This is a genomic window from Dyadobacter sp. SRI_021 (assembly GCF_057586235.1).
On the sequence record NZ_JBYCZM010000006.1, the window covers coordinates 203,921 to 226,208 of the forward strand.

General features: G+C 52.6%; 11 protein-coding genes. 5 read left to right on the plus strand and 6 right to left on the minus strand.

The features are described 5' to 3' along the window. Positions 1-316 precede the first annotated feature (316 nt). The 4 genes from AC2YIT_RS19865 (at position 317) to ppsA (ending at position 11,332) form a co-directional block, all read left to right on the plus strand. On the plus strand, positions 317-2,725 hold the full coding sequence (locus tag AC2YIT_RS19865) for an ABC transporter permease (protein WP_487280316.1): 2,409 nt from the start codon (positions 317-319) through the stop codon (positions 2,723-2,725). A 100-nt stretch (positions 2,726-2,825) separates the two neighbouring features. Continuing rightward, positions 2,826-8,117, plus strand: a complete 5,292-nt coding sequence (locus AC2YIT_RS19870; protein ID WP_487280317.1) for a S8 family serine peptidase — start codon at positions 2,826-2,828, stop codon at positions 8,115-8,117. Between the two features lie 149 nt (positions 8,118-8,266). Beyond that, positions 8,267-8,728, plus strand: coding sequence for a MarR family winged helix-turn-helix transcriptional regulator (locus AC2YIT_RS19875; RefSeq protein WP_487280318.1), 462 nt, complete (start codon positions 8,267-8,269; stop codon positions 8,726-8,728). Between the two features lie 3 nt (positions 8,729-8,731). After that, a complete protein-coding gene (gene ppsA / locus AC2YIT_RS19880; RefSeq protein WP_487280319.1) occupies positions 8,732-11,332 on the plus strand; it encodes a phosphoenolpyruvate synthase in 2,601 nt (866 codons plus the stop codon). A 36-nt stretch (positions 11,333-11,368) separates the two neighbouring features. On the opposite strand, the gene AC2YIT_RS19885 is transcribed toward ppsA, so the two are convergent. The 4 genes from AC2YIT_RS19885 to AC2YIT_RS19900 are packed head-to-tail and all read right to left on the minus strand — an operon-like array spanning position 11,369 to position 16,105. Further along, positions 11,369-13,231, minus strand: a complete 1,863-nt coding sequence (locus tag AC2YIT_RS19885) for a M61 family metallopeptidase (protein WP_487280320.1) — start codon at positions 13,229-13,231, stop codon at positions 11,369-11,371. Between the two features lie 17 nt (positions 13,232-13,248). Next, positions 13,249-13,992, minus strand: a complete 744-nt coding sequence (locus tag AC2YIT_RS19890; protein ID WP_487280321.1) for a porin family protein — start codon at positions 13,990-13,992, stop codon at positions 13,249-13,251. Between the two features lie 12 nt (positions 13,993-14,004). After that, a complete protein-coding gene (locus tag AC2YIT_RS19895) occupies positions 14,005-15,099 on the minus strand; it encodes a PCMD domain-containing protein (protein WP_487280322.1) in 1,095 nt (364 codons plus the stop codon). Between the two features lie 55 nt (positions 15,100-15,154). Beyond that, positions 15,155-16,105, minus strand: a complete 951-nt coding sequence (locus AC2YIT_RS19900; protein ID WP_487280323.1) for a tyrosine-protein phosphatase — start codon at positions 16,103-16,105, stop codon at positions 15,155-15,157. A 151-nt stretch (positions 16,106-16,256) separates the two neighbouring features. On the opposite strand from AC2YIT_RS19900, the gene AC2YIT_RS19905 reads away from it, so the two are divergent. After that, on the plus strand, positions 16,257-17,837 hold the full coding sequence (locus AC2YIT_RS19905; RefSeq protein WP_487280324.1) for a Na+/H+ antiporter: 1,581 nt from the start codon (positions 16,257-16,259) through the stop codon (positions 17,835-17,837). Between the two features lie 17 nt (positions 17,838-17,854). Here the strand turns inward: AC2YIT_RS19905 and AC2YIT_RS19910 are convergent, their stop codons facing one another. Then, entirely contained in the window at positions 17,855-20,236 is a 2,382-nt protein-coding gene (locus tag AC2YIT_RS19910) for an ABC transporter permease (RefSeq protein WP_487280325.1), read from the minus strand. 194 nt (positions 20,237-20,430) lie between these two features. Then, a complete protein-coding gene (locus AC2YIT_RS19915) occupies positions 20,431-21,954 on the minus strand; it encodes a sulfatase family protein (RefSeq protein ID WP_487280326.1) in 1,524 nt (507 codons plus the stop codon). Positions 21,955-22,288: the final 334 nt, after the last annotated feature.

Consider the following 22,288-nt stretch of genomic DNA (forward strand, 5'->3'; position numbering starts at 1 on the left):
CCCTCGGTCATTTTGTGAAATTTTTATTTTTTTTGGGATTTTTTGCGACCTGAATGCGGTTTTGTCCGCCTCCCCGGGCCAGGCTGGCGACAATTTCTATCAACTGAGCCGCATTGTATTCTCCATTGACAATCAATTATATACCTCTACCAGCAGTCCGCTGATGAACGCCGAGTGTCCGTATTTGGACAACTTCTTGATATAAAAGCTTTTCAGCACGCCAGAACCGGCTTTCAACGTATTAGGCTTACTTTTTTTGATAAACGAAACAACACCTGACCACCCCTGACCATCTATCCCTAAACTGCTTCGGACCATGCTACGTAACTATCTGAAAATCGCGCTTCGCCAGCTGGCTAAAAACCGGGTGTATTCCTTCATTAATATCGGCGGGGTGGCTGCCGGTATGGCGGTGGCCATGCTCATCGGGCTTTGGGTTTACGACGAGCTTTCGTTCAATACCTATCACGAAAATTACGCGCGCATTGCACAGGTGCGTTCGCGGGAGTTCGGCGAGCATGGGGTAGGGATCAATTCGTCGGTGCAATATCCGTTGATGACCGAACTGAAGGCCAATTACAGGCCGTACTTCAAGCACATCATAGCAGCTTCCTGGGACGCAGGTGCCGTGCTGTCGGCAGGAGAAAGCAAGATTTCGCGTTCAGGGCTCTACATGGACCCGGAAGCGCCCGAAATGCTGACTTTGCAAATGGTATACGGTACCCGCGCGGGCCTGCGCGACCCGCATTCGATCATGCTCTCGAGATCGACTGCCCTCGCATTGTTCGGAGATATCGACCCGGTAAACCGGGCTGTTAAGATCAGCAACAAGCTGGATGCCAAGGTTACGGGCGTTTACGAAGATCTTCCTCAGAACACCCAGTTCAACCAGGTCAAATTTCTGGCACCATTTGTGCTTTGGGAGCTAGACAATCCGTGGATCAGGGAGCGTGCCATGACCGACTGGCAGAATCATTTCATGAAAATTTATGTCGAACTCCGTCCGGATGCCGACTTTGAGCTGGTTTCTGCGGATATTAAGAACGCCGAAATGAAGAACCTGGCAGGCTTTCCTGCCGAAGCTAAAAACAAGCCGGAAGTATTTCTGCTGCCTATGCGCGACTGGCATTTGCATAACTTCAAACGCGGCCAGCCTGATGAAGGTCCACTGCAAATGGTGTGGCTGATCAGCATTATCGGCGCATTCGTGCTATTGCTTGCCTGTATCAACTTCATGAACCTTTCCACCGCCCGATCGGAAAAACGGGCGAAGGAAGTTGGCATACGTAAGTCAATGGGCTCGGTACGGAAGCAGCTGATCAACCAGTTTTTCAGTGAATCGTTTGTCGTGGTGATTCTCGCATTCCTTCTGGCGCTTTGGGCGGTATCGCTGGCGCTTCCGTGGTTCAACGAGCTGGCGGCCAAGCAAATATCGATCCCGTGGACAAATGTAGGTTTCTGGGCGGTGAGCCTGGGCTTTATAGTGCTCACGGGTATGCTTGCGGGAGGCTACCCTGCATTGTACCTGTCGTCGTTCCAGCCTGTGAAGGTTCTGAAAGGAACATTTCGCGTCGGCCGTTTTGCATCGGTTCCGCGTAAAGTGCTAGTAGTAGTGCAGTTCACGGTTTCCGTCACGCTGGTGATCGGCACCATTATCGTATTCCGCCAGATCCAGTTTGCGAAAAACCGCCCTGCGGGGTACACGCGGGAAGGGCTGCTGATGGTAGAGATGAAGTCGGGGGATTTTTACGGCAAGCACGACTTGCTCAAAAACGAGCTGCGGAGTACCGGCGCCGTAACCGATATCGCCGAATCGATGGGGAAAGTTACCGAAGTGTGGTCCGGCAACGACGGGTTCGAATGGCGTGGAAAAAGCCCTGCTGCCAATGAAAGTTTCGGCACACTGATGGTCAGTTCCGAATATGGCCGCACTGTCGGCTGGAAGTTTGTGCAGGGCAGGGATTTTTCCGAAACGCTGGCGTCGGATTCGTCGGGAATGGTGATCAATGAAGCAGCAATGAAATACATGGGGCTGAAAGACCCGATCGGGGAGCCGGTAAGCTGGAAATTCCAGGACCGGCCTGTGATGCATTACCGTATCATCGGGGTAATCAGGGATGTGGTGATGGAATCGCCTTATGAGCCTACCGCGCCGACGATGTTCATGATCAGAGCGCATGGTGGCCCCAACTGGATGCATATCCGGATCAATCCCAACATGAGCGTCAGCGAAGCCCTGCCCCGCATTGAGTCCGTATTTAAAAAGCTGATCCCGCTCGCACCTTTCGAATACAAGTTTGCCGACGACGACTATGCATTGAAATTTGCAGCCGAGGAACGTGTCGGCAAGCTGGCCTATTTCTTTGCCGTCCTCGCCATTTTGATCTCCTGCCTCGGGCTTTTCGGCTTGTCGTCCTTCATTGCCGAGCAGCGCACCCGCGAGATCGGCGTCCGGAAAGTGCTGGGTGCATCGGTTTTCAATGTCTGGAAACTGCTCTCGAACGAGTTCATTATGCTTGTCACGATCGCATTTGGCCTGGCCTCGCCTGTGGCCTATTACCTGCTGGGTCACTGGCTGGAAAAATACACTTATCGTATTGAGCCTTCGTGGTGGATCTTCGCGGCTACCGGGCTCGGCGCAATGATTATCACCCTGTGTACCATTAGCTTTCAGAGCATCAAGGCGGCGTTGATCAGTCCGGTGGTGTCGTTGCGGGCAGAATAAATTTTTGTAACAGAGAGTAGACAAAAAGATTATTTAGATTTGAAGGAAAATAACTCTTTGCGTCTCCTCTTTCTGTATGTGTTTGCCCAAATTCCGCCACTTGACCTGGCTAATTGTCGCCTTGCTGTACGGTCACGCCCTTTTTGCTCAGAAAAATGCTAATTACAAGCTGTATTTGAGAAACGGGACATTTTCGCCTCCGGCTAATTTGTCGGGTGCGGCAGCCGGTGCAACGCTCCGCGAAAATGCATTACCCGCAATCGGAAAGCTGGTTATTATCCAATTCAACGACATACCCGGCGAAAAGGCTGTTGCACAGCTGAAAAATGCGGGCATCGAGCTGCTGGAATATGTTCCCGACAATGCATACACCACTGTAATCCGCCAGGCGCCGGATGCCGCATTGCTCGTTTCAGCCAATGCCCGGGCCATTATCGAACTCACGGCCGACAAGAAAATTCATGCGGCATTAACTGCCCCGACACTTCCTGCACACACCCTGAAAGTGCCCGGTAAAGTGGATGTTTCCATCAGTTACCCGCGTTCTATTTCCTTATCGGATGCCAGGCAGGATCTTCAAAAGCATAATTTCGAAATCATTTCTGAAACCCTGAGCCGATACCAGGTGCTCGAAGTTCGGCTGGATACGAATCGGCTGGAACAGCTCGCGGCCTTGCCGTGGGTGGAGTATATCGAGGCCATTATGCCACCATTAGAGCTGTTGAACGACAAAAGCGTGGCCGACAGCAGGGCAAATGTGTTGAACTCCACCCTTCCCGGCGGGCGTAAACTGGATGGGGAAGGCGTGACGATCGGAATTGGGGACACCGGTAACCTCGACGACCATGCGGATCTGACGGGCCGTGTAATCAGCACTACACCGACGGTAACCGACTGGCACGGACTGCATATTGCGGGGACAGCTGCCGGAGCAGGTATTGTCAATGAAAAATACCGCGGTTATGCACCCAAGGCAAAAATTGTGAAGCGGCTTCCTGGCGGGATTTGGTTCGAGGCTGCGGCCCATGTGCGCGATTTCGGGATGGTCGTCACCAATAGTGCTTATGGTATGGGAAATTATTGCTCGTGGTTCGGCGATTACTTCGAAAGCAGCAGTATTCTGGACAGGCAGGCAGGTGAACTCCCAAACTTGCTGCATGTTTTTGCCGGAGGGAACAGTGGGTTGGAAGCTTCATGTATCAGCGGATTACCGGTCGGATATGGAACTGTGCAAGGACTCGATGCAACTGCAAAAAATGTGATCACCGTTGGCAGGACGGGAGCAAACGGCATCATTTCTCCTGCTTCCAGCCGCGGGCCGACCTCGGATGGCCGGATCAAACCGGAGTTGGTCGCACCGGGGGGATCTATTTTCTCTTTGATACCGAATGACGCGTATCAGTCGGGTTCGGGTACGAGTATGGCTTCGCCGGCGGTGACTGGCGGGACAGCTCTGCTTTATCAGCGATATCGGCAACTCAATGGTCAAAACAATCCCAAGGGTGGGTTGGTCAAAGCTCTGTTATTGAATGGAGCAAGCGATTGGGGATTACCAGGACCGGATTATGTTCACGGTTTCGGGATGATGAACTTGCTTCGTTCGGTTATCATGATGGAAAAAGGAAACTATTTTACAGGTACCCTGGCCAATCAGGGAACTGCCGAGTTCCAGGTAAACGTGCCTGCCGGTACTTCTGTATTGAAAGTGATGTTGTATTGGCACGACCCCGCTTCGGCGGTGGTGGCTGGGGGCAGAAAGCTGGTCAATAACCTGGACCTTCACCTGGTACGGCCGGGCGGAGGCGTACAGCTCCCGCTAGTTCCGAATCCCGCAGCTCCGGCAAGTCCAGCCGTTGCATCGTCGGACAGCATTAACAACGCGGAGCAGGTCGCAATCGCCAACCCGGAAGCAGGTTCCTATACGGTTAAAGTCGCCGGCCATAATATCCCGACGGGTTCGCAGGAGTATTTCGTTGTGTACGATATCATTGAAAGGTCTACGGTACTTACCTATCCCGTCGGCGGAGAGCGATTCACAAAGGGAGATGCGGTCAACCTTTCTTGGGATAGCTACGAAAATCCCGCAAGTACCTATGCGCTTTCCTATTCACTCAACAACGGCGCTTCCTGGTCTTCGATCAATGCGGCTATTCCAGCCGGGACAACACGTTTCAGCTGGACAGTGCCCGACGCGTTTACGACGACGGCAAAAATCAGGCTGGTTCAAAACGAAACGGGCGCCATCCGCGAGAGCGGTGCGTTTTCCATTATGGCGCTGCCGGTCGTTACAATGCAGCTGGTACAATGCCCCGGTTACGCGGCACTTCAATGGACAAAGGTCAACGGTGCCACGGACTACGAAGTAATGCGCTTACAGGGTGCTGAAATGAAACCGGTCGACGTAACGACAGAACTGAAATACACGTTCAATTCACTATCCCGTGATTCAACATATTATTTTTCTGTTCGGCCACGGTTGAATGGGATTCCCGGCCGGAGAGCGGTCGCCATCAAGTACAAGCCTGACAGCGGCACCTGTGTGGGCAGTATTTCGGATAACGATATAAGTATCGACTCACTTGTATCGCCCAAAGCAGCCGGCAGAATGCTGACGTCAACCGCTTTTTCACCGACCCAGGCGATTACCATTGGCATCCGAAATTTCGATGACCAACCCGTAACAAAGCCTTTTCAGGTAGGGTATTCAATTGGTGGGGCCGGGGCGGCTGTTCATTGGGAGACGGTTACTTCCGGAATTCCTGCGCTGGGGTATCTTGCCTATACATTTACCAAAACGGCAGACATGCAAGCGATCGGGGCGTATGTGGTCAATGTTTTTGTAAAAATGGATGATGATCTTGCCCTGGGCAATAATCAGTTGGTCGTAGAGGCAAGGCATCTTCCCAATCCCGCCATTACGCTCCCTCACACGCAGGATTTTGAATCATTGCCGGTTTCAACCGTGCGTTCCGACAGATCCGGTTTAGACAATGCACCCGGGTACGATTTTTCATCGCAAAAAAGCATTGCCCGGTTGAGAACTTATATTGGTCCCGATGTTACCTACTCGGGAGACAAGGCATTGATCCTGGATACCGATTCCAGGAATAACGGTTTGTATTCAACGACGGTTATTGGCACGTATAATCTGGCAGATTACGCGGCACAGGGGAAAGAGGTACGCCTCGATTTCCGGTTTGCGGGAAGTATTTACTACTCCCCTAACGCCGACGAGGGCGTGTACATAAGAGGAAAGGACACCGATCCCTGGATTTTTGCTTTTGACTACCATTATATGTGGAATTTGCCGGTCGACAAAAATTTTTATCTGGGGACAGTCATGGTAACTGAACTGCTGAAAAGGAATTCCCAGGAGCTTTCAACCAGTTTTCAGGTTAAGTGGCACCAATATGTGGCCACCGGTTCTGAGTCGTGGCATTTGATAGATGACGTGAGGCTGTACACAACCCGCACAGATGTTGCCGTGACGCGGGTCGAGAGGCCGGAACTCCCCGTCTGCAGCAGCGATTACCGGGTCGGTGTAGAAGTGACCAATAAAGGTGCGCATGATCTGTATAATGTGCCGTTACAGGTAACTGTCGACGGAGTTGAATGGTATAACTTTCCCAAATTCTTGCTGAAAGCAGGTGAGAGTTCGCTGGTCATGTGCGATGTTCAATCCAGTATGAGTGCGGAAGGCGACCACGTCGTAGAGGCTCGGGCTACACAAATGTCTGACGTCAACCCAGCAGACAATGCGCTGCGAACTGTGCTGATCAGTGCCCCGGTTATAGCGGAATTTCCATATTTGGAAGACTTCGAGCATGGCCCTGGCGGCTGGCAAACGATCGACACAAAGCCTGTCTGGCAATTGGGAACACCTAATGCGGTTAAAATCAAAAATGCGGCAAGCGGTGTGACCGCGTGGGCGACCGACTTTGGCGGAGTGGATCCGCGCGACAGTGTAGCGTATCTTTATTCTCCCTGCTTCTTCGCGCGGTCTATTGAATGGGCTCGTTTGAGTTTCAGTTATGCTATAGACCCCGAGGTCTGCGAAAATGGGTTTTGTGATTTACTCGAAATTGAAATGTCCAACGGGAATGGCTGGCAGAAAGTATATGCGACAAGTTCGGTATATCCCGAAGATGGAAGTCGCTGGCGTGTAGGCTCCGCTTATCTGTCAAACTCCGGCGAGTACTTCCGACTGAGGTTTGTGATAAAAACCAGGAAGGGATTCGGTACCGAGGGGATTGCCATCGACGATATTCATATACATAGCGGATATAGTCCGGTTTATTACAACCCTTACGGCCAGGAAACGAGCGTATTGGACGAGGCCAGCGGAAACAAATGGATAGATATGGTGAACTTTGGCATTACCGCATCGATCAATCCGAATGGACAGAATTTGGGGAAGATCGTGATCAACACGTATGTCAATTATGGTGAAGCCCATCACGTTAACGGGCAATACTACCTGGGAAGAAATTTCAAATTCACCATGTCGCAACCGAGCTTCCCCGAGCCGGTGGGAGTGCGTCTGTATTTTGCGGATTCGGACATTGAACGATTGGTCAGCGCGCCGGACATAACGGGTGTGTTCAAACCCGGCTCCGCATTTGAATTGGGGATAACCAAGTACTCGGGCAGCAACGAAGACGGCGACCTGACGAATAATACCGGGAAAGGATGGGCGTATTATCGGCCATCGGACGTAAAAATAGTGCCGTATTACGATGGCTACTACGCAGAATTTCAAACCAAATCCTTCTCCGAATTCTGGCTGGCGAAGGGATTTCTGGGGCTTGGCGACCCAATGCCGGTTACCCTCACCACCTTCACCGCCAAGCCCCGCACGGATGCGGAGAACAAACAAACGGTCCTGGTAGAATGGCAAACGGCCCGCGAGGAGGCGTTCAGTCATTTCGAGGTCGAGGTGGCGAAGGACCAGGAAGGGCTTCTGGAGAACAGGTTTACAAAAGTCGGCGAGTTGCCTGGGCAGGGCGGAAATTCACGGTATGCATTTACGGATAATGCGCCCTTGGCGGAACGTACGAGTTATTACCGCCTGAAAATGGTCGATACGGATGGGAGCTTTGCGTATTCCAGCGTCCGTGCTGTCAATTTCGAAGGCGAAAAGTTATGGAAGGTATTTCCTAACCCGGCGGAGAAGCGGATTTTTGTGGAATTCGAGGAAAAAGCCGGAAAGGTGCTACATTTCAGTGTTTTCGATGTCGGAGGGCGGGTTGTTTTTACAGACAAAGCAGTGGCTGACGGACGTGCACAGCAAAAGGAAATAGGCCTTTCCACGCAAGCGACGGTGCCTGGCATTTATTTGCTTAAAGTCGTTTCAGAAGATCGCGAGCGGGTTTTTAAAATCATCAGGAAGTAAAAGTCAGTAGTTACCAGAAATCAAATCCTCGCTGGCGCGCGCTGGCGGGGATTTTTGGTTTTGGGAAGAAAATAATTTCCCTCGCCATTTGAAGTACTATTTGAAATAAAGTATCTTTGCAACTAAGATATTTAGAAACAAAGATAAATATGAGCCAGGAGCTGACTGAACGGGTGCGGAAGCTGAGCCAGCAATACGCATTCGACTCCATCCAGATGCACGAAGCCATTGGCCGGCAGGCCGGGCTGTCCGGTACCGATCACAAGTACCTGGGTTTCATCATGCAGAAAGGGCAGATGACAGCCGGTGAGCTTTCGCAGCTGACCGGCCTTACCACGGGCGCCGTAACGGGCCTGATCGACCGTTTTGAACAGAAAGACCTGGTCAGGAGGCGGTTTGGCGAGGGCGATCGCCGGAAGGTGATCGTCGAACCGAATAATGAAAAGATCATGGCGGTTTTCGAGCCGTTGTATAAGGAGTTCCGACAGCGGTCGGGTGAGCTGATCGCTTCTTTTTCAGAGGCGGAATTGAAGATTATAGAAAGCTACTTCTCGAAGGCGATTGAAGTGATGAATGACACGACCAGTAAATTCAATACTAAACAGCAGTGAACTATGGGGGCTTACATTCTTGGTATTGAAGAGATTGATAAAACGCAGATCGCGGTAGCGGGAGGAAAGGGCGCTAACCTGGGCGAGCTCGCTCGGATCGGCGAAATTCAAGTACCGGATGGTTTTTGCATTACGACCGACGCATTTGGCGAGGTGATCAGCGGTGTGGAAATCGGCAGCCTGCTGGAAAGGCTGGCCAACGTAAAGATGGGGGATACGCAGGCAATCATGGCACTGGGACGCGAAATCCGCGGTGTGATCGAAGCGGCAGCAATCCCGGGGAATGTCAGGGAGGAGGTCCTTCATCACCTCACAAAGCTTGGCGAAGGGGATGCCTATGCCGTGCGGTCGAGCGCGACTGAGGAGGACTTGCCGAATGCGTCGTTTGCCGGGCAGCAGGATACCTATCTCAATATCGTCGGAAGCGATGCCATTTTGCAGCACGTGAGCAAATGCTGGGCGTCGCTGTTTACCGACCGGGCGATCGCTTACCGGATCCAGAATGGCTTCGATCACCGCAAAGTGAGCCTGGCGGTGGTGGTTCAACGGATGGTTTTCCCACAGGCTTCGGGCATTCTGTTTACAGCGGACCCGGTGAGTTCAAACCGGAAGGTCGTTTCTATCGATGCCAGTTTCGGGATTGGCGAAGCACTGGTTTCCGGCCTCGTGAATGCGGATGTGTATAAAGTTCGCAGAGGCGAGATTATCGAAAAGAAGGTATCCGTCAAGAAAATGGCGATTTATGCATCTCAGGCAGGTGGTACGTACGAGAAGGAACTCGGACCGGAACAACAAAGGCTTCAAACGCTCACGGACGATCAGATTTTGCAGCTAGAACGCCTGGGCAGACGGATCGAAACACATTTCGGGAGCCCGCAGGATATTGAATGGTGCCTCGCCAATGGCACATTTCACATCGTACAAAGCCGGCCGATTACGACTTTGTACCCTATTCCCGAAGCGAACGACGGGCAAAACCATCTTTACGTATCGGTAGGCCATCAGCAAATGATGACCGACGCGATGAAGCCGCTGGGCTTGTCGACGTGGCAGTTGACGTCGCCCCGGAAAATGGCCGTTGCCGGGGGAAGAATTTTCGTGGATGTCGCGCAGGACCTGGTTTCGCCTATGGGCAGAAAAGTGGTGCTGGATGTGCTGGGCAAATCCGACCCGCTGGTGCGGAAAGCGGTGATGGAAATTCTGGAACGCGGGGATTTCCTGGACATTAATATGAATGAACCTCCCGTCGGCGAACCCGCTCAGGGGCCGCCGCCACACGATTTTTTTGCGCTTAACCACTACGATCCGTCCATTGTGCAGCAACTGATCGGTCGCAGCGAGGCATCGATAGCGGCATTAGAGGAAAACATCCGCACCCGGTCCAGGACAGAGCTGATCGATTTTATCCTGGACGATTTCCAGCAAAGGAAGAGCCAGGCCGATCCGGAGAGCTTTGGAGTGATCGTGACGGCGATGAATGCCGCCCTTTGGATTAATGAAAAAATGAGTGAGTGGCTAGGCGAGAAAAACGTGGCGGATACGCTTTCGCAATCGGTCCCCCATAATGTCACATCCGAAATGGGTCTGGCATTGCTGGATGTAGCCGACGCGATCAGGCCGTATCCGGAAGTAGTAAACTACCTACGGGATGTGAATGACGATCACTTCATGGACGGAATGCGGGAGCTGCATGGCGGCAGGGAGGCAATAGACGCGATCAATGCATTTCTGGTCAAATACGGCATGCGTTGCGCGGGCGAGATCGATATCACCAGGACCCGTTGGAGCGAAAATCCCTCCATTCTGGTTCCGCTGATCCTGAGTAATATCAGGAACCAGGAACCCGGCGCCGGCAAACGTAAATTCGAACAAGGCCAACAGGAGGCCGCCCGGAAAGAGGCGGAGCTGCTGAGCCGCCTGCGGGAATTGCCCGACGGTGAGCAAAAGGCAGAGGAGACCCAGCGGATGATCGGGTTGATGCGTAGCCTGGCGGGTTATCGCGAGTACCCCAAATATGCCATTGTAAACAGGTATTTCGTATACAAAAAGGCATTAATGCAGGAAGCTGCCCGGCTCGTGGACGCCCATGTACTCCGGGAGAAGGAGGATATTTATTATCTGGAATTCGAAGAAATACGCGGGGTGATCCTTTCGGGGAAAGCAGATTACGATATTATTGACCAGCGCAAAGAAGCCTACGCTCGCTTCGAAAAGCTCACGCCGCCGCGCGTGATGACCTCTGATGGCGAAGTCGTGACCGGAAAACATAGCCATGAGAACCTGCCGGAGGGCGCCATCGCAGGTCTGGGCGTGTCCGCGGGCGTGATCGAGGGGCGGGCACGCGTGGTACTGAAAATGGAAGATGCCGACCTGGAACCAGGTGATATCCTGGTCACCGCGTTTACGGACCCGAGCTGGACGCCGCTGTTTGTGGCTATCAAAGGACTGGTAACGGAAGTGGGCGGATTGATGACCCACGGGGCGGTGATCGCCCGGGAATATGGTCTGCCGGCTGTGGTGGGAGTCGATCATGCGACCCGGCTCATCACTGACGGGCAAAAAATACGTGTGCACGGGACGGAAGGATACATCGAGCTCCTTTAAGGTCACGTACACACGGGTTAAGCAGGAAATAATTGCTTAGTTTTTCAACCAGGCCTCATTCAGCGCCTTTTTCGACTCGTCGCCGAACCGGAAGCCGTCGCCGTCTTTGTAATTGAGTTTTACGGTACCTTTCAGTTCCACATCCTGGCCATTGCGGTTCACCTTAACGGTGATCGGACTGCCTTCGTCGAGGTCGTAGCCGAGGTAAACGAGGGCCATCAGGTTTTTGGGGTCAACGGGTATTCCGTTAAACTCCACGAAAATGTCGTTGTCCTGTATTCCCAGGCTTTTGTAGAACTCATTCTGGTTGTCGGCTGCGTGTGCGAGTACGTGGGTGCGCGAGGCGTCGGGCTTAATGTAAATGACGTCATCGCGCAGAAAAACGATCGGCTCGGGGAAGGGAATGGTCTGTTTTTTGAGACCTACCTTGCCGACGAAATCCTCATAACGGATTGGTTCGCCCATGACCACGTGTTTGTCCAGAAACGCACCTGCTTCCGGACCGGCTATCTGCGTGATGACCGGAATCAGTTCGGCATCGTCGAACGGCTTTTGAGAGCCATATTTTTGGGACAATTCACCCATGAGCCACAGCAGGCCGCGCTGGCCCTGGGTTTTCTCGCGGATCACGATATCGAGGCACATGGCGATGAGTGCGCCTTTTTCATAAACATTCGGGTATTGGGGTTTTAGTTTGGGATCCAGGATATTCCGGCTCATTTCGGTGAAAGAAAGGCTATCGGAATACGATTGGGACTGTTCTACTTTTTTAGCCATCAGATCATAAAAAGCATCCGCGCCGATGAGCCCCTGATTGACCTGGAAAAGGTTGGAGAAATACTCGGTAACACCTTCATAAAACCACAAATGCTGGCTCATTTTGGGTGCATTGAAGTCGAAATAGTGGATTTCCTTCGAATGCACTTTCAATGGAGCGATGGTATGAAAGAACTCATGGCTGATCACGTGGATCAGGTCTTTGCTTTTCATCGGCTCCCTGAAAACCGCCGTCGTCGAGGCATTATGTTCCAGCGCGCCTATGCCCTTGGCGTCGTTGGCGGCACCCGACGATACGTAGGTGAGCACGGCGTACTTCGGTGTGTCATTGATTTTTCCCAGGAATTTCTTCTGCGCGCGCATCATCTTTTCGAGATCGGGCTTCAAAGACGACGCCTGCGTTTTACCGCTTTGCGAGTAAATACCCAACAGCACCTCCATGCCGTCCACTTTGAAAGAAAAGGTATCCGGCGCGGCGTACATCACGGGATTATCGATCACGTCCGGGTAGCGCGGGACCTGGAACACATCTTTGCGAGCGTCATTGTCGGTGTCTACGAGCGCCGTGGTGCCGTAAAGCGTCCCAGGGTGTGAAACGGTAATCCGGTACGGGGTTTCGGTTTGTCCTGAAAAATAACCCACAAACCCCGCCATATTGAGGAGGAAATGCTTCCCGGCCTCGATATTGGTCCCGGCAGGCGAAAAAATGGTTTTATTGTTTTCGCCAAAAGGGTCACTTTCCACTTCCGTATCGAAGGTATCGCCAACGAGGTAGGAAATGCGGGCGAGTTTTTTGGCGGGTGAAATGCTGACGGTATTCGAGTCGGTACGGGTTACGCGCAGCGGTTTGCCTTTTTTATCGAAAGCCTGGAAATCCTGTACGTACCGGCCGTAGTCGGCAATGGCGTAGGTGCCGGGGATAATCTTGGGAAAATTGTAGGTAGCAACATCGCCGGTTTGCGCGGGCGGCGTGACGGTAACGCGCACACGATCGGCATCGACATTGACGAGGTCAATGCTTACTTCCACTGCTTTAGAACCGGAAGCGGGGCCGGGTTTGCTGCCTGCGCAGGAGTACAGAATGGCGGTGAGCAACAGCCCGGGCAAAAAATGTGATTTCATAGGGATTTTAATAGCGTTCAGTGAAACCGGTATCCGATTCCGAGGTTAAGGTAAATATTGTGCATCCCGAAAGCGATACTCCGGAAACCGGGCTCCATCAAGGGTGTTAATGCATAGTTCAGGTTCGCCGATGCAAAAAGGCCTGAATTAATGCGGTAGTCGGTACCGATTTCGATACCGGCATTGATCTTTCTCACATTCTCCGAAAAGTCGTACGAGGCGGCATCGATGTCCTCCCGCTCGCCTATGGGCGTCTCGTTACGTATGTACCCGTCGCGCGCGCCGCCGTCGAAGCGGTTATCCAGCAGCAGCGACACGAACCCGCCTGCTTTGAATGTGAATGAACTGTTGTTATGGAAGGTCAAATGCAATGGCAGCGTGAGGTAACTGTTCCTTACCCTGGTTTTGACGCGCCCGGAGAAATAGCCGGTAACCGACTCGTGTCCGTCGTTGCCCGCTTCGTTGAACGTGGTGTAGTAAGCCTTAACGCGCGCATCCGTCGTCATCCCTTTTTGCTCCCAGCGCAGGCCGGTAGCAAATCCGAAATGCGTCGAGAACCGGTAACCGAGCCCTGCTTCCAGACTGGGCTGGAAACCCGGCTTGTAGGATTCAATTTCCCGGATCGACGCCGGTATGCCCGCGGGCGCTGCTGCTCCGATGGAAAATCCCGCCCGGGCATTAAGCGAAAGCTTCTTCCCGTTCTGAGCGGTAGTTTCGAGCGCAATGGTCAGCAAAAGGAGCAACAAACGGAGACGTTTCATGATTTTGAAATATTATTGCGTAACGATCTTCACGTCGTCGATATACAATTTGCTGCCGACGGCTCCCTCAAAAACCGCGCCGTTTTTACTGGAAGAAAACACGATAGCAATTTTATAGGCAAATGCAGCCAGGTCATCGGGGTTAACTTCGGATTTATAGTTGAATGCGAGGTCGAAAGCCTGGTAACCGGTGCCCGATGTGGGTGTACCCGAAGCCAGCTGCGCAACAGCTGCCACGCTGGGATCGATGAGGATATTAGCGCCGTTGAGGAACGGTTTTTCCGCACTCGCTTTGAAAAGCACGGCATAAATGTCGCAAACGTCTTGCTGCTCCGGTGTAACGGGCTTACCTGTTTTATCAGTAACCGGCCCGCCCGAGACGTACTTATAGAAACCCGTCAGCCGCAGCGGCTTTTTGTTGAAAGGAACGCCGAAAATAGTGGCTTCCAGTGGAGCCGTCAGCGCTTTGGCAGCGTCGAAACTGCCCAGAAAGAGATTGCCCGGCGCAATGGGCATTCCCACCAGCGCACCCAACGCGCCGGTCGACCTGGTTTCAAGATAAGCGGCATACTGGCCTTTCGCAGCATCGGTACTACGTTGGGTAGGGTAGGCTTCGGGCCGCTTCTCCGGCGCGATCAGCGAAAAACCGCTGTTGCCCGAAGCCCAGATATTCTGGTGTTCGCCTTCGACCAGCTCATAGGGGACATAGTAGTTACCATCGGCGTTGACCGTCCAGTTTTCGAACGTGAAATAGTCCGGCGCGAGGTTTTGCAGGAGGCTCACCCGGTATTGCTTTTTCCACTGGCCATCCTGGGAGGTAACGGTGTAAGTCACAGGTTTGGAAAAATCCTGCGGCATACCGGAGGCAGGTTGTATGCTGGCGCCCTCCGTGATAGTAAACTGCGGTGCGACGGCTTTAATATTGAGCTTTGAAAAATTGACGAACGCGGTAACGCTGGTATTGGTAATGGACGGGGGCGATATCAGTACTGAATCAGGTAAAGTCATCACCAGAATGTCCGCTTCCATGTTTTCCGCTTCCGGTTTGATACACCCGGATACGGTCAGGAACGTGCCCAGCATGGCCAATAGTACTGTACTTTTCATACGCAATACTAAACAATTTTTTCGCTCAGGGGAATTTTATCACCGCCGGTATCGATCATTCGGTAAACTTGGCCACCAATTTCAATCGGGTTGCCTGGTCGATTCCGAGCTGGTTTTCGATGAATGGGTCGATCCCGCCATAAGTACTGTCGATGGCGTTGAAGGTAGCGTGGATGAAGCGCTCGTCGACGGTGGAAAGAACCTCGATAGCGTCCATATTCAGTTTTGGCTTGATAATCCGGCCCAGCTTTGCCTTGCCCAGCGTTTTTTCGGCCCGGTTGCGACGATAGTAGTTGGATAGCATATAATCATCGACGATCAGCTGCCGGTCGACATTCAAAATGGACAAAATCAGGGCTGAGACAATGCCCGTCCGGTCTTTCCCGGCCGAACAGTGGTAGAGTACGGGCTGGTCGGAGGAGGTTATGTCATTTAAGATCTTCCTAATTGTATCCACGTGCACGGTTATCGCGTCGGCGTAGAACCTGGCGGTCATGTCCTTTGCCTGCTGTTCGGTGATTTCGCCGTTGAGTACCCGTTTTTTTAATCCTTTGATCTCCCCGGCGTTATCTTCCACGACAGGAGTATGCCGGTAGCGCACATTGGATGGCAAATGATCTTCTTTTCCTTCGATTTCGTGGTCGGTGCGCAGGTCGTACACGCTGGCAATACGCAAGGCATTGAATTGATCGAATTGTTTCGATTCGAGTTTCGAAAGATTGTCGGAACGGTAGATCAGCCCTTTTCGAACGGTTTTGCCGTCCTTCGTTTTTAATCCGCCAAGATCTCTGAAATTAACGGTGTTTTCCAAACCCAGGTAGCGTTGGGCAACCGCAGCCGAGTCGCCGCCGTGGGTAAGGAGGTTGTGATATGCCGCCTTCCCGTCGTGTTCCGCAGGCACACTCACTTTGCAGGAAAGCATGAAACTACCGAGAGTTGCGTAAAGCCACCAGGCCCGGAATTGTGGTATTTTAATGAGGGTATTGCTGTATGGATGGGTGTTCATGACAGGTTGTTGATGTAAGAAGGCCCTTTATTTTGCTTGCTGCAATGGGGCCATGTAAAATGAGCAACAGAATACGCTGGAATTAGGTTTGGAAAAGCGGCCGGATTCCGCGCGTTTTTCTATTTTGCATGATCAAGAAACGCCGATTTTCATGCATAGTATTTTACCGTTTTTACTGGCGATGGTCGCGGCAGTTGTCCTGCTGGGTATGCTGGCCAACAAGCTGCGGGTTGCTTATCCCATATTACTGGTCGTGGCGGGGTTGCTGACCAGCCTTGTTCCGGGGCTGCCCGTGGTTAAAATCGATCCGGACCTGATCTTTTTCATCATGCTTCCGCCCCTGCTTTTTGAAGCGACGTGGTCAATTTCATTCAAGGAAATGAAAAAGTGGTGGCGGATCATCAGCTGCTTTGCCTTTCTGGTGGTTTTCTTCACCGCACTGTCCGTCGCCATCGTTACGAGCCATTTCATCCCTGGTTTTACGCTGGCGCTGGGCTTTCTGCTGGGCGGCATTGTCTCGCCGCCGGATGCGGTCAGCATCGGTGCCATTACCCGGTTTGTGAAGATCCCGACTTCGACTTCGGCCGTTCTGGAGGGCGAAAGCCTGCTGAACGACGCCTCCTCGCTTATTATTTTCCGTTTCGCATTGCTGGCGGTGGCTTCGGGGCAGTTCGTTTGGCAGGATGCGACGCTGAGCTTCTTCTGGATGGTGATCGGGGGTGTGGGCATCGGCCTGGCACTGGGTTGGTTTTTCGTGCAGGCGCACCGGCGCTTACCCACCGACGCGCCCTCGGACATTGCATTTACATTAATAGAACCCTATTTTCTTTACTGGATAGCCGAGCAGCTGCATAGCTCGGGTGTGCTGGCGGTGGTGAGCGGAGGGCTGTTTATGGCTAACCGGCGTCTGCAATTTTTGAGCAGTTCCAGCCGCATCCGCGGTTACAGCGTTTGGGAGAGCTTTGTGTTTATCCTGAATGGCATTGTGTTCCTGCTGATCGGCCTGGAACTGCCTGAAATTGTGGAGGGACTGAGGTCAAAAGGCATCCCATTGCAGACAGCCATCGGCTATGGCGCACTGGTAACGGCCGTGCTGGTAGTGGCGAGGTTGATCAGCTCTTATGCCGCGATGATTGCCACGATGATCTTCCGGCCCGGCGTGGTACCTCGCGCAAGCTCCCGGCGAAGGCAATGGCTCATTCCGATGTTCCTCGGGTGGACAGGTATGCGGGGCGTGGTATCGCTGGCTGCCGCGCTGTCGATACCGGTCATGCTGGCAGACGGAACCGAATTCCCTTACCGGAACCTGATACTGTTCATCACTTTCGTGGTAATCCTGCTCACATTACTGGTTCAGGGCCTCACCTTGCCGTACATCATCGAGCACGCCAACATTTTCGAACGTTTGGCCGTCGAATCGCCCGAGGACATGCGGAAGCGCCTGAAACAAGGCTTGCGCGAGCATACGTACGCATTCCTGCGGGGCAAGTACGAGCGCGACTTCGATGGCCATGACGGCATGCGGAAGCTTTTGCAGCATTGGGAGGAGAAGCTCAAAGCGTCCGACGACGACTGGATGAATCAAAAAACCAAAGTGATATTTCTCGAAATGCTAGAAACCCAGCGCCAATTTATCGTCGAGGCCAATAAGGACCCTGCCATGGATGAAGAAATCATCCGGGAGCAGCTTTTCCTGATTGACCTCGAAGAAGAACGGTTAAAAATGCAGTGATATATCCTCCGAATGCGTCATTCCGAACGCAGCGATTGGACCGGATTGGCCAGTGCCGCTTTCAGGGATTGGTAAATGACCGTCAGCCAGCAGATCAGCAGCGTAGCAACGCAGGAAGCGATAAAAATCCAGACGCTCATGTCCGCTTTGTAGGGGAAACTCTGCAACCAGCGGTTCATAGCAAAATAAGCCACCGGTATCGCGATCGGGAAGGAGAGCAGCACGAGCCGCGTAAAGTCCCGGGACAACAGCAGTACCACGCTGGAAACCGAGCCGCCAAGCACTTTCCGGACGCCTATTTCCTTCACGCGCTGCTCGGTCGTGAATGTGGCGAGGCCGAAGAGCCCGAGGCAGGCGATCAGGATGGTGAGGCCGGAAAATGCGGTGCAGATTTTCCCGCGCAGCTCGTCGGCATGGTAGGCATTCTCAAAATCCTGGTCGAGGAAACGGTACTCAAACAGCTTGTCGGGGTACGTTTGCTGCCATTTTTTTTCAATGTATGCCAAGGTTTCGGCGGTATTCCGGGTCTTGATTTTGATGTGAATCACACCATTGGCCCGGCGGTACACCATGATCATCGGTTCGATCGGGTTATAGAGCGACTGTTGGTGAAAATCACGCACTACACCTGCTACCTGGGTCGTCGGCGGCGGATTTTTGCCGTCGGCCGGTACGGTACCGAGCATAACCTTCTTGCCGATCGGGTCTTTCCAGTTCATCCGCTTCACGGCAGCCTCGTTGACGAGTACACTGTTAGCCGTATCAGCAGGCAGTTCGTCCGAAAAATTCCGGCCTGCGACCAGTTTCATGCCCATTGTTTTGAGATAGTCATGATCGATCGCCGTCGGTTTGAAAGCCATTTCCTTCATTCCGGTATTGGATTCGACGGTGAATATGATCCTGCCGCCAATGTTGCTCACCGGTGCCGACGCGGATGCGACGCTCTGGATATTCGGATTATCAAGCAGTTCTTTCCGGAATGCGTTGTATTTGTCTTTCGGTTGAGCGTCCTGGTAGTCGATCGTCAGCACCTGATCGCGGTCGTAACCCATGTCCTTGTTCCGCATGTAGTTGAGCTGCTGGTAGACGATCCAGGTGCAAATCAGCATGATCAGCGAGATCGAAAACTGTGTGACTACCAGCGCTTTCCTGAAAAAACCGCCGCCGCGCGCCTTGAATGTACCTTTCAATACGCTGGCCGGTTCGAATGACGACAGGTAGAATGCCGGGTAGCTGCCGCTGACCAGCCCGGTGAACACCACCACGGCCAGCCCGATGAGCATAAATTGGGGGCTTAGCAATTGCATGTAGCTGATCGCTTTGCCGGAGACATTATTGAAAAATGGCAGCAGCAATGCCACCAGAATGAGGCTGGCTACCAGGGATATGAGCGTGATCAGGATGGATTCGGTGAGGAACTGGCGGATGAGCGCGCCTTTTAGCGAGCCCATTACTTTCCGTAAACCCACCTCTTTCGCCCGCCGGGCCGACTGCGCGGTAGCGAGGTTCATATAGTTGATACTGGCGATCAAGAGCATAAAGAAAGCAACCGCGCTGAACGTGTACACATACCCGATATCGCCGTTGGATTCGCCATCGAATTTGGAGTACAAGTGGATGCTCGTGAGCGGCTGCATCTGGTACGTAATGTGAATGCCCATCCGTTTGAAAATCCCTGACATATATTTTTCGTAAAGCCCGGGGAAGCCCGCTTCAAGTTTTTTCAGGTCTGCGTTTTTAGACAGCAGCAAATAGCTGTTGATATAAAAACCGCCCCATCCGTCGGCATTGCGCTGGTTCTGGTCCAGCGACACCAATGCATTGAATGTGAAATGCGAATTTTTCGGAACGTTTTCGATCACGCCGGTCACCTTGTAGGAAGTACTGTCGTTGGTTTGAAGTATCTGGCCCAGGGCCGGGGATTTGCCGAAAAACCGCTCCGCAACGCGACGCGTGAGCACCACGCTGCCCGGCTGTTGCAGCGCTTTGGCATTACCTTCTATGAAATGGTAGGTAAAAACATCGAAGACCGTGGAATCGGCCGCGTAAATATCCTCCTCGTAAAACCGGCGCTCACCCTGGCGGAATGCCATCCGTCCGTTGGGAAAAAACCGCACGTAGCTCTCCACGAACGGGTAATCCTGTTTCAGAGTTTTAACCAGCGGTGGTTGCGTGCTGACCCATTTGTTGATTTTGTCGGGTTCGCGAATGTACGAAACGATCCGGTAAATCCTCGAAGCTTTTTCGTGGTACCGGTCGTAACTTAGCTCATCCACCACGTACAGGAACAGCAGCATGCCGCAGGTGACGCCGATGGTAAGCCCGAGAATATTGATCAGGCTGTAAAATTTGTCTTTAACCAGGTTACGAAAAGCCAGTTTGAGATAGTTTTTAAGCATAGAAGTCCGGATAGGGTTCGGTACGGCCCGTGCAAAATTTATTCCCGATTTTTAATTTACTGATTAACAGATAAATAACTGGATATTCCTGTTCGAAAATGAACGTTTAACAAACCAGGACGTTCGCCGACAGCCGACAGCCGACAGCCGACAGCCGACAGCCGACAGCCGACAACCGACAGCCGACAGCCGTGTTACTCTCCCTGCCGCTCGTACCATTCCAGAAATTTCTCCTTATCGAATGGTTCGGGGTTGAGAAGGAGCTTCTGCCTTACCTGCTCTTCCAGCAGCAATGCCATTTTCTTCCGGATGTCAGCAAATTCAGGTTTGTGGGCGAGGTTTTCGTACTCGGTAGCGTCGGGTTGGCGCAGGTCGTACAGTTCATATTCATCGGGATAGCCGCCGAGGGCATCGAAGTAATGCGTGTATTTCCAGTCTTTCGTACGCACGGCACGGATGCGGTTGGCTGCCTTTACTACACTGGGCTTGTTGGAAGCACTGGCTTTGGTATCGTCAAAAGTAAAAAGGATCGCTTCCTGAACCGGTTTGTCTTCTTCAAGCAGGGGCAACAGGCTTATACCCCTTATTCCCTGCGGCGGTGTCGCGCCGGCAAATGCGGCGATCGTAGGCAGGATATCAATCAGTGAAGACAGGTGTTCGGTGGATTTGTGACTGGCATCTTCGGGGAAAAGGACCGGATTGGAAATGACCATTGGGATCCGCGTTGCTTCTTCATAGGCAACAAATGCTTTTTGCCGCATGCCTCCGTGCGCCATACCCATTTCGCCGTGGTCGGCCAGCCGGATTACCAGCGCCTGATCGGCCAGTTTGCTGCCTTCCACTTCCCGGTAAAGCTCCTTAATGAGAAAGCCTATCTCCGTATCGACTACACGCAGCAGGTTTCCGTAGAAATTGATGTAATTGGTCTGCTTATCCTGCGTATGGAGCGGGCCCAGGCTCAATGCGCCCGTCGCTTTCACCTGCGCCTGCGCGGAAGGTTTACCGTTAGTTGCGAGGTCTTCATTCACAGTCGCCGGCAGCCCGATAGGCCCATTCAGAAAATCGTTGCCATAGCCATAATTGAAGCCTTTGGGATAACAAAGTACATCATGCGGGTTCACGAGCGACACCACAAGGCAGTAGGGTTGCCTGTCACCCTTTTTCCTTCTTTCACGGACGCTCTGCAGGTAAGCAATGGCCTGCTGCACGTATGCCTTATCGTGATTGGCAAATCCGCCGCCGAAATTCTCGGGGGCAGTGTCCTCACCCGCATCGGGGGCGATCCAGCCTCTGAAACCGTACATCGCGATATCGGAAGCCGCCGGACTGCCGCCATCCGAACCTTTGCTGACGTGCCATTTTCCACGGTATTGCACGTCGTAGCCTTCTTCAAAAAGCATACGGGCGATATTGGGCAGGGTATTATCCAACTCGATTTCGGCCGGTGAATACCTGCCGCCTTCGGTGAGGGTCTGCGTCACGTGATGCTGGGCAGGGTAAAGGCCCGTGAGCAGCGTCGAGCGGCTGGGCGAGCACATACAGGTGTTGCAGAATGCCCTGTCGAAGCTGAAACCATTCTTTTTCAGGAAGGTGAGTGTTTTGAGATGGTCCTGTTCCCAGTTTTCGGGAAAGTGCTGCGTGGCTCTTTCCTGGTCGGTCAGGATGATGAGAATATCCGGCTTGCCGGACAGGTTACTGAGGCGTTCCTTAAAAGTCATTTTCGCGGTTGTTGAATTGAAGGTGACAGTAAAATCAGTTGCAGGAAATACGAACTAATTTTACTGTCTAAGGAAAATTGTAGAAGGAATTAACCGCTTTGATGTGAATTTATTAGTTAACGGTATTTTACTTACAAGCAACAGCCTCACTGGACATGCCTGCGAGGGGATCACTTCGACTCTGTGGAAACCGGCTTCTTTCGTCCATTTTTCGAAATCGGCGCCGGTAAAGTTGAATGCTTGGCCGATCACGTGTTGCACTGGTGCAAATCTCCTGATTTGCACATACTATTCACAGGCCTCTGGCCGGTCTATACCGCAGTAACGCCTTTTC

What these genes read in the sequence shown, in the direction of transcription:
- AC2YIT_RS19865 (WP_487280316.1), top strand. Translation starts at nt 317, where the DNA reads ATGCTACGTAACTATCTGAAAATCGCGCTTCGCCAGCTGGCTAAAAAC.
- AC2YIT_RS19875 (WP_487280318.1), top strand. Translation starts at nt 8,267, where the DNA reads ATGAGCCAGGAGCTGACTGAACGGGTGCGGAAGCTGAGCCAGCAATAC.
- ppsA (WP_487280319.1), top strand. Translation starts at nt 8,732, where the DNA reads ATGGGGGCTTACATTCTTGGTATTGAAGAGATTGATAAAACGCAGATC.
- AC2YIT_RS19885 (WP_487280320.1), bottom strand. Translation starts at nt 13,231, where the DNA reads ATGAAATCACATTTTTTGCCCGGGCTGTTGCTCACCGCCATTCTGTAC.
- AC2YIT_RS19890 (WP_487280321.1), bottom strand. Translation starts at nt 13,992, where the DNA reads ATGAAACGTCTCCGTTTGTTGCTCCTTTTGCTGACCATTGCGCTCGAA.
- AC2YIT_RS19895 (WP_487280322.1), bottom strand. Translation starts at nt 15,099, where the DNA reads ATGAAAAGTACAGTACTATTGGCCATGCTGGGCACGTTCCTGACCGTA.
- AC2YIT_RS19900 (WP_487280323.1), bottom strand. Translation starts at nt 16,105, where the DNA reads ATGAACACCCATCCATACAGCAATACCCTCATTAAAATACCACAATTC.
- AC2YIT_RS19905 (WP_487280324.1), top strand. Translation starts at nt 16,257, where the DNA reads ATGCATAGTATTTTACCGTTTTTACTGGCGATGGTCGCGGCAGTTGTC.
- AC2YIT_RS19910 (WP_487280325.1), bottom strand. Translation starts at nt 20,236, where the DNA reads ATGCTTAAAAACTATCTCAAACTGGCTTTTCGTAACCTGGTTAAAGAC.
- AC2YIT_RS19915 (WP_487280326.1), bottom strand. Translation starts at nt 21,954, where the DNA reads ATGACTTTTAAGGAACGCCTCAGTAACCTGTCCGGCAAGCCGGATATT.